Source organism: Microbacterium sp. LWH3-1.2 (genome assembly GCF_040675855.1).
Taxonomy (GTDB): Bacteria; Actinomycetota; Actinomycetes; order Actinomycetales; family Microbacteriaceae; genus Microbacterium.
Genome location: NZ_JBEGIK010000001.1, coordinates 2,586,693 through 2,598,597, shown reverse-complemented (window position 1 = coordinate 2,598,597; position 11,905 = coordinate 2,586,693). Strand labels below are relative to the sequence as shown.

Annotated in this window: 12 protein-coding genes and 1 pseudogene; 12 read left to right on the top strand and 1 reads right to left on the bottom strand. The window is 72.4% G+C overall.

The features are described 5' to 3' along the window. Nucleotides 1-109 precede the first annotated feature (109 nt). From gmk to MRBLWH3_RS12085, 6 genes and pseudogenes are all read left to right on the top strand, one after another. Nucleotides 110-988, top strand: a pseudogene (gmk, locus tag MRBLWH3_RS12110) (guanylate kinase); the annotation flags it as partial. An 88-nt stretch (nucleotides 989-1,076) separates the two neighbouring features. Beyond that, nucleotides 1,077-1,331, top strand: a complete 255-nt coding sequence (gene rpoZ / locus MRBLWH3_RS12105) for a DNA-directed RNA polymerase subunit omega (RefSeq protein WP_018170775.1) — start codon at nucleotides 1,077-1,079, stop codon at nucleotides 1,329-1,331. 117 nt (nucleotides 1,332-1,448) lie between these two features. Beyond that, nucleotides 1,449-2,642, top strand: a complete 1,194-nt coding sequence (gene metK / locus MRBLWH3_RS12100) for a methionine adenosyltransferase (protein WP_363432179.1) — start codon at nucleotides 1,449-1,451, stop codon at nucleotides 2,640-2,642. 9 nt (nucleotides 2,643-2,651) lie between these two features. Further along, nucleotides 2,652-4,673, top strand: coding sequence for a primosomal protein N' (locus MRBLWH3_RS12095; RefSeq protein ID WP_363432177.1), 2,022 nt, complete (start codon nucleotides 2,652-2,654; stop codon nucleotides 4,671-4,673). A gap of 21 nt (nucleotides 4,674-4,694) precedes the next feature. Further along, the gene (gene fmt, locus MRBLWH3_RS12090; protein ID WP_363432175.1) at nucleotides 4,695-5,618 is read left to right on the top strand and encodes a methionyl-tRNA formyltransferase; all 924 of its coding nucleotides are present in this window, start codon (nucleotides 4,695-4,697) and stop codon (nucleotides 5,616-5,618) included. Continuing rightward, nucleotides 5,615-6,985 carry an RsmB/NOP family class I SAM-dependent RNA methyltransferase gene (locus tag MRBLWH3_RS12085; RefSeq protein WP_363432173.1) on the top strand — a complete coding sequence of 457 codons (1,371 nt, stop codon included), beginning with the start codon at nucleotides 5,615-5,617 and terminating at the stop codon, nucleotides 6,983-6,985. Before fmt ends, MRBLWH3_RS12085 begins: the two co-directional genes overlap by 4 nt. A gap of 46 nt (nucleotides 6,986-7,031) precedes the next feature. On the opposite strand, the gene glsA is transcribed toward MRBLWH3_RS12085, so the two are convergent. After that, nucleotides 7,032-8,204: a glutaminase A gene (gene glsA, locus MRBLWH3_RS12080; RefSeq protein WP_363432170.1), complete on the bottom strand. Its 1,173-nt coding sequence runs from the start codon at nucleotides 8,202-8,204 to the stop codon at nucleotides 7,032-7,034. A gap of 20 nt (nucleotides 8,205-8,224) precedes the next feature. On the opposite strand from glsA, the gene rpe reads away from it, so the two are divergent. The 6 genes from rpe to MRBLWH3_RS12050 are packed head-to-tail and all read left to right on the top strand — an operon-like array spanning nucleotide 8,225 to nucleotide 11,889. After that, nucleotides 8,225-8,920 carry a ribulose-phosphate 3-epimerase gene (gene rpe, locus MRBLWH3_RS12075; protein WP_363432168.1) on the top strand — a complete coding sequence of 232 codons (696 nt, stop codon included), beginning with the start codon at nucleotides 8,225-8,227 and terminating at the stop codon, nucleotides 8,918-8,920. Between the two features lie 52 nt (nucleotides 8,921-8,972). Next, a complete protein-coding gene (locus MRBLWH3_RS12070; protein ID WP_363432165.1) occupies nucleotides 8,973-9,236 on the top strand; it encodes a phosphoribosyl-ATP diphosphatase in 264 nt (87 codons plus the stop codon). 43 nt (nucleotides 9,237-9,279) lie between these two features. After that, nucleotides 9,280-10,122: an ATP phosphoribosyltransferase gene (gene hisG, locus MRBLWH3_RS12065; RefSeq protein WP_116193524.1), complete on the top strand. Its 843-nt coding sequence runs from the start codon at nucleotides 9,280-9,282 to the stop codon at nucleotides 10,120-10,122. Further along, nucleotides 10,122-10,895: an imidazole glycerol phosphate synthase subunit HisF gene (gene hisF / locus MRBLWH3_RS12060; protein WP_341999597.1), complete on the top strand. Its 774-nt coding sequence runs from the start codon at nucleotides 10,122-10,124 to the stop codon at nucleotides 10,893-10,895. Before hisG ends, hisF begins: the two co-directional genes overlap by 1 nt. Beyond that, entirely contained in the window at nucleotides 10,895-11,257 is a 363-nt protein-coding gene (hisI, locus tag MRBLWH3_RS12055; protein WP_414685403.1) for a phosphoribosyl-AMP cyclohydrolase, read from the top strand. Before hisF ends, hisI begins: the two co-directional genes overlap by 1 nt. Then, nucleotides 11,254-11,889 carry a Trp biosynthesis-associated membrane protein gene (locus MRBLWH3_RS12050; protein WP_363432158.1) on the top strand — a complete coding sequence of 212 codons (636 nt, stop codon included), beginning with the start codon at nucleotides 11,254-11,256 and terminating at the stop codon, nucleotides 11,887-11,889. The genes hisI and MRBLWH3_RS12050 overlap by 4 nt, the downstream gene beginning before the upstream one ends. The last annotated feature ends 16 nt before the right edge of the window (nucleotides 11,890-11,905 follow it).

Here is an 11,905-nt window from a genome sequence, read left to right as displayed (position 1 = left end):
GCGCACCCGACCCGTTGGGGCCTCGCCCCAAACCCCCGGCGCGCAAGCGCGACCCGATCAGGAAACCCCTGATGGCGCTCCACCCTCCACCTCCGGCGCGCCAGGGAGGCCCCCCGAGGTCGACCGCGTCGCCGCCTCGCGCCGTGCCGTCGCCGCCCGCCGCGAACGCGCCGCCCTGAAGAAGGATGTCGCGATGCGGGTGATCACGCCGCAGGAGCTCCTGCGGCGGGCCCTCGCCGAGCCCACGTCGCCTGCGGGCGCGATGCGCGTTCCGGAGTTCCTCACCGCGATCCCCGCGATCGGCGAGGGCAAGCGCGACCGCATCCTGCACGACCTCGAGATCTCGCCCGTCAAGCGCCTCGGCGGGCTGGGCTCGCGCCAGCGCGAGGACCTGCGCCAGTTCCTCGACAGCCGGTGGCCCGAGTCCGAGCCCCGCGCCGGCCGCAGCCGGCTCGTCGTGCTGGCCGGTCCCACCGCCGTGGGCAAGGGCACCGTGGCCGCGTACATCAAGGACCACCACCCCGAGATCCTGCTGTCGGTGTCGGCCACGACGCGGGCGCCGCGCCCGGGCGAGGTCGACGGCGAGCACTACTTCTTCGTCGACGACGCCGAGTTCGACCGCATGATCGCCGACGGCGAACTGCTCGAACACGCGACCGTCCACAACGCGTATCGCTACGGCACACCGCGCGGCCCGATCGAGAACGCCCTCGCCGAAGGGCGCACGGTGCTCCTCGAGATCGACCTCCAGGGCGCGCGCCAGGTGCGCGAGGCGGATCCGTCGGCCACCCTCGTGTTCCTCCTGCCGCCGAGCTGGGACGAGCTCGTGCAGCGCCTCGTCGGCCGTGGCACGGAGGACGCCGCAGAGCGCGCCCGGCGCCTGCGCACCGCGAAGACCGAGTTGGCCTCGCAAGGCGAGTTCGACTACCGCGTCGTGAACGACGACGTCGCCCATGCTGCCGACGAGGTCGCCCGTCTCGCGCGCTGAGGGCGTCCCGTCACGTAGAATGGTGGGATGCCTCGGCACCCCGAGGCTCCGCAGACTCTCTTTTCCATCCGATCCAGGAGGTTTCGCCATGGCCGGAACGAACCAGGGCATCATCGAGCCCCCCATCGACAGCCTGCTCGAGAAGGTCGACTCGAAGTATCAGCTCGTGATCTTCGCGTCCAAGCGCGCGCGCCAGATCAACGACTACTACTCCGACCTCCACGAGGGCAACCTGTTCGACAACGTCGGCCCGCTCGTCGACTCGACCGTCGAGGACAAGCCGCTCACCATCGCGATGCACGAGATCCACGAGGACAAGCTGCGCCTGCGTCGCGCGGAGTAATCCGTCACATCCTCGATGCCCCCGAAGACGGCTGTGTCCGTCGTCGGGGGCATACTGGTGTCCGCCTCTCGGCGCCCGGACATCACGACGACCGGAGCCACGACAACTGGAGTACCGATGACCGACCTGCGTCTGTTCACATCCGAATCCGTCACCGAGGGTCACCCCGACAAGATCTGCGACCAGATCTCGGATTCGATCCTGGACGCGATCCTGGACGCCGACCCGAACGGGCGCGTGGCCGTCGAGACGCTCGTCACCACCGGTCTCGTCCACGTCGCCGGCGAGGTCTCGACCTCCGCGTACGTCGAGATCCCGGCGATCGTCCGCAACGTCGTCAACCGCATCGGCTACACCTCCAGCGAGACCGGATTCGACGGCGACTCGTGCGGCGTGAGCGTCTCGATCGGCGCGCAGTCCTCCGACATCGCCGCCGGTGTCGACAAGGCGTTCGAGCGCCGCGAGGACGGCTCCGAAGATCCGCACGACCTTCAGGGCGCCGGCGACCAGGGCATCATGTTCGGCTACGCGACGACCGAGACGCCGCAACTCATGCCGATGGCCGCGTGGACGGCGCACCGCATGGCCGAGCGCCTCGCCGAGGTGCGCCGCTCCGGCGCGCTGCCGTTCCTGCGACCCGACGGCAAGACCCAGGTCACGCTCGGCTACGACGGCGTGATGCCCAAGACCGTCGAGTCCATCGTCCTGTCGACCCAGCACCACCCCGACATCTCGCAGAAGGCGCTGCGCGCCGCCGTGCGTGCCGAGGTCATCGATCCCGTGCTCGAGGCGACCGGTCTCGAGCTGCCGGACGTGGAGTACTACATCAACCCGGCCGGTCCGTTCGTCATCGGCGGCCCCAAGGGCGACGCCGGCCTCACCGGCCGCAAGATCATCATCGACACGTACGGCGGCGCGTCGCGCCACGGCGGCGGCGCGTTCAGCGGCAAAGACCCGTCGAAGGTGGACCGCTCGGCCGCCTACGCCATGCGATGGGTCGCCAAGAACGCCGTCGCCGCAGGCCTCGCGGACCGTCTCGAGGTGCAGGTCGCGTATGCCATCGGCAAGGCGAAGCCCGTCGGGCTCTATGTCGAGACGTTCGGCACCGGCCGCGTGGCCGACGACGCGATCACCCAGGCGATCCTCGACGTGTTCGACCTGCGCCCGAAGGCGATCATCGACCAGCTCGACCTCCTGCGGCCGATCTACGCGCAGACCGCGGCGTACGGCCACTTCGGCCGTGAGCTTGCCGACTTCACGTGGGAGCGCACCGACCGCGCCGACGCGTTGCGCGCGGCAGCCGGGCTCTGACGCCGCCGCGTGACCGCGGTGCACGACGACGAACCCGGCTCCGGCGATCGGTCGCGGCGCCCCCGCCGGGTCGCACGCGTGCTGATCGACTCGCCGCTGCCGCAGCTCGACCGTCTGTTCGACTACGCGATCCCCGAAGAGCTCGCCCCCGACGCCGTGCCCGGCGTGCGCGTGCGTGTGCCCCTGCGCAGCGCCGGGCGGATGGTCGACGCGCTCCTCGTCGAGGTGGGGGAGCCGAATGCCTCCGACCGCCCGCTCTCGCAGCTCGAGGCCGTCGTGTCGCCGGTGCCGGTGCTCACGCCGCCGCTGTACGCGCTGGCCCGCCGCGCCGCCGACCGGGCCGCCGGGTCGGCGGGCGACGTCCTGCGCCTCGCGATCCCGAAGCGCATGGTGCGTGCCGAGAAGGCGTGGCTCGCCAGCGACCCGCCGGCGCGCCCGGTGATCCACGACGCGGATCGTGCGTGGGCCGACGGCGTCCTGGCCGTCTATCCGGGCCTCGCCGACGCCCTCGACCGCGGCGAACGCCTCGCGCTGGACGCGCCGCCCGTACCCGCGACGCTCGACGACGGCACCGTCGTCGGGTCCTGGGCGATCCTCCTCGCCGCGGCCGCGACGCACACCATCGCGGCGGGGCGCAGCGCCCTGATCGCCGTGCCGGATCACCGCGACCGTGCGCAGCTCGAAGCCGCGCTGGCTGCCCGCATCCCGGCCGATGCGCTGGTCCGCGACGACGCGAAGCAGAGCGGCCCGATCCGGTACGCCGCGTTCCTGCGCACCCTCGCCGAGGCCCCGTGCGTCGTGATCGGCAATCGCTCGACGGTGTACGCGCCCGTGTCCGACCTCGGACTGGTCGCGCTGTGGGACGACGGCGACCCGCTGCTGGCCGAACCGCTCAGCCCCGGCGTCCACGCCCGCGACGCCGCACTGCTCCGGCAGGAGCTGCACGGCGGGGCCCTCGTGTTCGCGGGGCACACCCGCACCACCGACGTCGAGCGCCTTGTGGCCGTGGGCTGGGTGCACGACCTGCCCGCGGCACGGCGCGTGAGCCCACGCGTCGTGCTGAGCGCGAACCGTGAGGGGGAGTCGCGTGCCGCGCGGGTGCCGTCGTCGGCGTTCGCCGCCGCGCGCGAGGCGCTCACCCTCGGGCCCGTCCTGGTGCAGGTCGCGCGCCCGGGGTACGCCCCCGTGCTCGTGTGCGCGACCTGCCGCCACCCCGCGCGCTGCGCGCATTGCGGCGGGGCGCTCCACGCGGCCCGCCAGGGCGCCGTGCCCACCTGCGCGTGGTGCGGCCGCGCGGCGAACGCGTGGGCGTGCCCCGAGTGCCGCTCGACACTGCTCCGCATGGCCTCGTCCGGCAGCGAGCGCACCGCCGACGAACTCGGGCGCGCCTTCCCGGGCACGCGCGTGATCGTCGCCGACGGCGATCACCCGGTGACCGAGGTCGATGCTCGCCCCGCGCTCGTGGTCGCGACACGCGGCGCCGAGCCGCTCGCCACAGGCGGGTATCGCGCGGTGATCCTGCTGGACGGGGATCGGATGCTGATGGCCGACGACCTGCGCATCGGCGAGTCGTGTCTGCGCTGGTGGTCGAATGCGGCGGCCCTGGCCGCTCCCGGTGCCCCCGTGCACCTCGTCGGCGTCGGTGGAGAGGTCGCGCGCGCTCTCGCGACATGGACGCAGGCCGCGTACGCGCGCGCCGAGCTCGCCGACCGTGCCCCGCTGCGCATGCCGCCGACCGTCCGCGTGGCGTCCCTCGACGGCCCGCGTCGCGCGGTCGAGAACGCCGTCGCCGCGTTGCGCACCGCCGTCCCCGAGCTGGACGGCGACGCCGTGCTCGGCCCGATCGCACAGGAGGAGTCGGTCCGCGCTCTGGTGCGGTTCGACTACAGCCTCGGCTCCCGCGTGACCGAGAGCCTGCGCGCGTCGGTGGTGAGTCAGGCGATGAAGGGACGCCGCCCCGCGAAGGGTCGCACAGCCGGACCCGCCCATACACTGAAGGTTCGGGTCGACGTGCCCGATCTCGATCTCTGACCCTCGACCTCCAGGAACGTCATGCGTCTCGTCTTCGCCGGCACACCGGCGCCGGCTGTGCCGTCGCTGCGCCGGCTCGCGGCATCCGCTCACGACATCGCCGCGGTGATCACCCGCCAGGACGCCCCCTTCGGGCGCAAGCGGGTGCTGACGCCGTCGCCCGTCGCGGCTGCCGCCGAGGAGCTCGGGCTGGCGGTGATCCGCGCGGACCGGCTCGATGCCGCCGTCACGGCCGAGATCGCTGCCCTCGAACCCGACCTCGGCGTGATCGTCGCCTACGGCGGACTCGTGCGCGAGCCGCTCCTGTCGACGCCTGCCCACGGCTGGATCAACCTGCACTTCTCGCTGCTGCCCCGCTGGCGCGGCGCCGCGCCGGTGCAGCACGCGCTCATCGCCGGCGACGCTCGCACCGGGGCAAGCGTCTTCCAGCTCGTGCCCGAACTCGACGCGGGCGACGTGTTCGGCGAGCTCGCCGTCGACGTCCCGGCCGACGCCACCGCGGGCGATCTCCTCGCCGCGCTGGCCGACGACGGCGCGGGACTGCTCTGCGACGTCGTCGATTCGATCGCCGCCGGCACCGCCGTCGCGCGCACCCAGCAGGGAGAGACCACGTACGCGTCGAAGCTCGGCGACGCCGACGGCCGCATCCGCTGGGACGAGCCGGCCGGGGCTGTGCTCGACCGCATCCGCGGCGTCACGCCCGAGCCTGGCGCGCACACCACCATCGACGGGGCCCGGTTCAAGATTCTCGCCGTCGCGACCGCTCCCGGCGACGCTCCTTCGCTCGCGCCGGGAGCGCTCGCGCTGCACGGCAAGCATGTCATCGTCGGGACCGCATCCTCACCGATCGTGCTCGCGACCGTCCAGCCCGCCGGCAAGGGCGCGATGCGCGCGGCCGACTGGTGGCGAGGGCTCCGCGAGGCGACCCCGGTGGCGGGATCGTGAGCCGCACAGTCGCGGCGCGCCGCGTCGCGTACGACACCCTCCGGGCCGTCCACGAGTCGGACGCGTACGCCAACCTGCTGCTGCCGACGGCGATCTCCCGCGCCGGACTCACGACGGCCGACGCCGCGCTCGCTACCGAGCTCACCTACGGCACTCTCCGGCGCCAAGGCACGTACGACGCGGTGATCGCGATCGCCGCCGATCGCCCGGTCTCCGACATCGATCCGGCCGTTCTCGACGCCCTGCGGCTCGGCGTGCACCAGCTGCTGTCGACGCGGGTGGCCTCCCACGCCGCGGTGAACGAGTCCGTCGAGCTCGCTCGGGGGGCGGGCGGACGCGGCGCCGCCGGGTTCGCGAACGCCGTCCTGCGGCGGGTGTCGCGCGATACTCCGGGCGACTGGATGACCCACGTCGCCGCGAGCGCGCGCTCCGACGACGAGCAGCTCGGCCTGCTGTTCTCGCACCCCGTGTGGGTGGTGCGCGCCTTCCGGCGGGCGCTGGCGGCGGAGGGTCGCGTCGAAGAGCTCGAGGCGTTGCTCACCGCCGACAACGCGTCGCCCCGCGTCACGATGGCGGCCCTTCCCGATCTGGCGGGCGTCCCCGACGACGCGCGCCGCACACCGTTCTCGCCGATCGGCTTCCGCCTCGGCGGCGGCGATCCCGATTCACTGGTGCGCGGTTCGCGCGGCCGCATCCGCGTCCAGGACGAGGGCTCGCAGCTCGCCGCACTCGCGCTGACGCGCGCCCTGCCGGTCGCCGAGGGCGAGCGCTGGCTCGATCTGTGCGCGGGTCCCGGTGGCAAGACCGCCGTGCTCGCCGCCGAGGCGCGGGTGGGCGGGGCCATCCTCGAGGCGAACGAGATCTCGCCGGCACGCGCCGGGCTCGTCCGTCAGGCTCTCGCCGGCGTGCCGCTCGAGGTGTCGGTCTCGGAGGAGGACGGCCGAGTCCGCGCGCAGGAGGCGCCCGAGACCTACGACCGCATCCTCGTCGACGCCCCCTGCACCGGGCTCGGCGCGCTGCGCCGTCGTCCCGAGGCGCGATGGCGCAAGGCACCCAGCGATGTGCCGGCCCTCACCGAGCTGCAGCGCGAACTCCTCACCGAGGCCGTCGGCGCCCTCAAACCCGGAGGTGTCGTCGCGTACGTGACGTGCTCGCCGCACCTCGCCGAGACTTCCGGCGTCGTCGCCGACATCCGGCGCGAATGGGGCGCAGCGCTCGAGGAGATCTCCGCCCGCGACGTGATCACGTCCCTGTCGGACGCGGACCCCGTCCTGCCGCCGCAGACCGACGGCAGCGGGCGCGCTCAACTGTGGCCCCACCGTCACAACACCGACGCGATGTCGATCTCGCTGCTGCGTCGAGTCTGAGTCGTCGAGTCGGGTGGGGACCGCAGCATCCGTCTCCGCTGTGTCGTCACTCCCGCAGCCGGATGCCGTGGGGCATCTGCTCGAACTCGACGCGCAGTGCGACGAGCGCGGCGCTGTGCGCGCGGGCGAGGTCGCGCGCGTCGACGATGACCTCGGCGCCCTCGGGGAGAGCGTCCGCGATCTCGCGCAGCACGGCGACGACGCGCTCCGTGCCGGCCAGGCCGAGCTCTCCCGCGAGTCTCAGCACACGCCCCTGGTCGGTGTCCTCGACGGTGAACGCGGGCACCGCCACGCTCTCGTGCGATTCGAGCAGGTGCATGCCGAACCGCTCGCCGAGCGTCTCGAGGAGCGCGATGGCGCGCACCGAGTTGCCGTGCGCATCCAGGCGCGGGCTGAACGCCGCGATGCCGAACTGCGACGGGGCGACGGCGAGGAGTCCGCCGCTGACGCCGCTCTTCGCCGGCAGGCCCACGCGCAGCAGCCACTCGCCGGAGTAGTCGTACATGCCGCAGCTGGCCATGATCGACAGCACATCGCGGGCGACGGCCTCGGAGACGACCCGCTCGCCGGTCACGGGATTGACTCCGCCGAAGGCGAGCGTCGCCGACATCACGGCGAGGTCGCGCACCGTCACGAGCAGCGAGCACTGCCGGAAGTACGTCTCGACCGCGATCTCGACCGACCCCTCGATGACGCCGTGCGAACGCAGCAGGTACGCCAGCGCGCGGTTGCGATCGCCCGTCGCGGATTCCGAGGCGTACACCTGCTCGTCGACCCACAGCGACCGCCCGGCGAACGCGGAGAGCCCGTCGACGATGCGCGTCATGCGGTCGTCGACCCTGTCGCCGGGAATCAGGGCGGACGTCGCGATCGCTCCGGCATTGACCATGGGGTTCGCCGGCCGCCCGGTGCCGGGTTCGAGGCTGATCGCGTTGAACGGCTCGCCGCTGGGCTCCACGCCCACCTTGCGCAGCACCGAGTCGCGACCGCGGTCGGCGAGGGCGAGCGCCAGCACGAACGGCTTCGAGATCGACTGGATCGTGAACTCGTGTGCGACGTCGCCGACCGCGCGCACCCGCCCGCGCGGTCCGACGACGGCCAGCGCCAGACGGTCGGGATCCGCGGCGGCGAGTTCGGGGATGTAGCCCGCCGGGGCGCCGTCGTCATGCGGTCGGATGTCTTCGAGGACGTCGTGCAGCAGCGCCGTGATCGGATCCACGGCTCGACCATAATGGACGCGTGCCACCGATCGACGACACCGCCCGCCAGACCGGCATCCGCATCAATCCCAGCATCCTCGCCGCCGACTTCGTCAACATGCAGGCCGAGCTCGCCCGCATCGCGACGGCGGACTTCGTCCACGTCGACGTCATGGACAACCACTTCGTGCCCAACCTGACATTCGGTCCGCAGATGGTCGAGCGCATCCAGGCGACCAGCCCCGTGCCTCTGGACGTGCACCTGATGATCACGAATCCCGACCGCTGGGCACCCGGGTACGCCGAGCTCGGAGCGGCCTCCGTCACCTTCCACCTCGAAGCCGCGAAGGAGCCGGTCGCGCTCGCCCGCCGGCTGCGCGGCATCGGCGCGCGCGCCGGGGTCGCCGTCAGGCCCACGACCCCCGTCGAGGGCCTGTTCGACCTTCTCGACGACTTCGACCAGATCCTCGTGATGACCGTCGAGCCCGGGTTCGGCGGTCAGTCGTTCATGCCCGAGACCCTGCCGAAGCTGCGGCGCCTCGCCGACGAGGCCCGTCGGCGGGGATCCTCGGTGTGGTTGCAGGTGGACGGCGGGATCGGCGAGTCGACGATCGCGCAGGCCGCGGAGGCGGGCGCCGACACCTTCGTCGCCGGCTCCGCCGTGTTCGGCGCGGGCGACCCCTCGAACGCCATCGCGGGTCTTCGCGCGACCGCCGCCGAGCACCACGTGCACTGAGCCTCGCGTCACGCGGCGCCGAGGCATCCGCTCGGTTCGATACCCTGGCATGGTGAAGACGTTCGACACGCTGTACGCCGAGCTCGCTGCGAAAGCGGCTGAGCGCCCCGAGGGCTCGGGAACCGTCGCGCAGCTGGACGCGGGCGTACACGCGATCGGCAAGAAGATCGTGGAGGAGGCCGCCGAAGTCTGGATGGCGGCCGAGTACGAGTCGACGGATGCCGCAGCCGAGGAGATCTCGCAGCTGCTGTACCACCTGCAGGTGCTGATGCTCGCGAAGGGGCTGGGCCTCGAGGACGTCTACCGACATCTCTGAGCGCGCGCTGCCACCTGTCCTCGAACCCGAAAGCCCCGCTGCCATGCTGCGAATCGCCGTGCCGAACAAGGGCTCGCTCGCCGAGACCGCCTCTGAGATGCTCCACGAGGCGGGCTACATCGGTCGTCGCGACCCCAAGGACCTCCACGTCATCGACCCTCAGAACGAGGTCGAGTTCTTCTATCTCCGCCCGAAGGACATCGCCACCTACGTCGGCTCAGGCGCGCTGGACGTCGGCATCACCGGCCGCGATCTGCTGCTCGACGCGCGCATGCCGGGCGCTCGCGAGATCGAGGCGCTCGGCTTCGGCGACTCGACATTCCGCTTCGCCGGCCCTCCCGGACGCTTCACGTCCGTCCAGGATCTCAACGGCTCGCGCGTCGCGACCGCATACCCCGGCCTGGTCGACGCGTTCCTCGACGAGCACGGCGTCGCCGTGGACCTGGTGCCGCTCGACGGCGCGGTCGAGTCCGCGGTACGCCTGGGAGTGGCGGATGCCGTCGCCGACGTCGTGTCGACCGGCACCACGCTGCGCCAGGCGGGTCTGGAGATCTTCGGTCCGGTGCTGCTGCAGTCCGAGGCCGTGCTGATCACGTCGCCCACCCAGGCGGAGGGGACCGACACGTTGCTGCGGCGCCTCCGCGGCGTGATGGTGGCCCGGCGGTACGTGATGGTCGACTACGACCTGCCCGCCGACCTCGTCGACGACGCGGTCAAGATCGCCCCGGGCATCGAGTCCCCGACGATCGCCCCGTTGCGCGACCCGGCGTGGGTCGCGGTGCGCGTCATGGTCGCCCGCAAGGGTGTGAACCAGGTCATGGACGCGCTGTACGCGATCGGCGCCCGCGCGATCCTCGTCACCGCGATCCACAACGCGAGACTCTGATGAGTCTGGTCTGCCGCGTCATCCCGTGCCTCGACGTCGCCGCGGGGCGAGTCGTCAAGGGCGTGAACTTCCAGAACCTGCGCGACATGGGCGATCCCGTCGAACTCGCGCGGGAGTACTTCCGCCAGGGCGCCGACGAGATCACGTTCCTCGACGTCACCGCCACGGTCGACGAGCGCTCGACGACGTACGACGTCGTCCGGCGCACGGCCGAAGAGGTCTTCATTCCGCTCACCGTGGGTGGGGGAGTGCGGTCGGCCGACGACGTCGCACGGCTGCTGTCGGTCGGCGCCGACAAGATCGGAGTGAACTCGGCGGCTATCGCACGTCCCGCGCTCCTCGACGAGATCGCCGACCGGTTCGGTGCGCAGGTGCTCGTGCTGTCGCTCGACGTCAAGCGCTCGCCCTCGACCGACTCCGGCTTCGTCGTCACCACGCACGGCGGCCGCACCGAGACGACCCTCGACGCGCTCGAATGGGCGCGCGAAGCCATCGAGCGCGGTGCGGGGGAGCTCCTCGTCAATTCGATCGACGCGGACGGCACCAAGCAGGGCTTCGACCTCGAGCTCGTCGGCCTCATGCGCGAGGTCGCCAGCGTGCCGGTCATCGCGTCGGGCGGCGCCGGCCGCGCCGAGGACTTCGGACCCGCCATCGAGGCGGGCGCGGACGCCGTGCTCGCAGCATCCGTCTTCCACTCCGGCCAGCTCACCGTCGGCGACGTGAAGGCCGCGATGCAGGCAGAGGGGATCGCCGTGCGGGAGGTGGCGGCGTGATCGGGACGCTCGACGAGCGCATCGCGCGCGTGACCTTCAACGGCGACGGCCTCGTCGCCGCGATCATCCAGCAGTGGGACACCCGCGAAGTCCTCATGCTCGGATGGATGGATGCCGAAGCCCTCCGCCGCACGCTCACCGACGGCCGCGTCACCTTCTGGTCGCGCTCCCGGCAGGAGTACTGGCGCAAGGGGGATACGTCGGGGCACATCCAGCTGGTGCGCGGAGCCAGCCTCGACTGCGACGGCGACACCATCCTCGTCGAGGTCGAGCAGGTAGGCGCCGCGTGCCACACCGGCACCCGCACGTGCTTCGACGGTCGCGACCTCGGCGCCGTGCGCGGCCCGGAGCCGGACGCGTGATCCGCAGGGCGCGACTGCTCTCCGTCGTGATCGTCGTGCTATGCGGCGCGCTCGGCGTGATCTCGTCGACGCAGACGTGGCTCACGGTCGAACTGCAGGACGCCGCCCATCACGTCCTCGACGTGCCGGGCGCGTCGGCGGTGCCGGTTCTGGCGCCGCTGAGCCTCGCCGTGCTGGCGCTCGGCGCCGCGCTGTCCATCGTCGGGCCCGCACTGCGCTACGTGTTCGGCGCGCTCGCGTTCTTCATCGGGACCGTGCTCGCCTGGCTGACCGCTCGGGTCGTGTTCGAGCACCCGGTCTCGGCCGTCGCATCGGTCGTCACCGAGTCGACCGGCATCGCCGGAGAGGACTCCGTCGCGAAGCTCGTCGCGTCGATCGCTGCGACCGCGTGGCCGGCCGTCACCCTCGTCGTGGGGGTCGTGCTCGTCGCGGCCGGCGTGTTCGTGCTCGCGACGGCGCACTCCTGGTCGCGCACCGGCCGTCGCTACCGCACCGACGAGGCCGCGAAGGCCGCCCCCGCGACCGGATCCACGGCGCGCTCCGGCGACGGCCCGCGCCCCCACGACGCCGCCGGATCGCGCGCCATCGACGACTGGGACGACCTGTCGCGTGGCGAGGATCCGACCGCCTGACCGCTAGACTGGCGGC

Bases quoted from the DNA above. Each gene is read 5' to 3' on its own strand.
- rpoZ (WP_018170775.1), top strand. From the start codon at position 1,077: ATGGCCGGAACGAACCAGGGCATCATCGAGCCCCCCATCGACAGCCTG.
- metK (WP_363432179.1), top strand. From the start codon at position 1,449: ATGACCGACCTGCGTCTGTTCACATCCGAATCCGTCACCGAGGGTCAC.
- fmt (WP_363432175.1), top strand. From the start codon at position 4,695: ATGCGTCTCGTCTTCGCCGGCACACCGGCGCCGGCTGTGCCGTCGCTG.
- hisG (WP_116193524.1), top strand. From the start codon at position 9,280: ATGCTGCGAATCGCCGTGCCGAACAAGGGCTCGCTCGCCGAGACCGCC.
- hisF (WP_341999597.1), top strand. From the start codon at position 10,122: ATGAGTCTGGTCTGCCGCGTCATCCCGTGCCTCGACGTCGCCGCGGGG.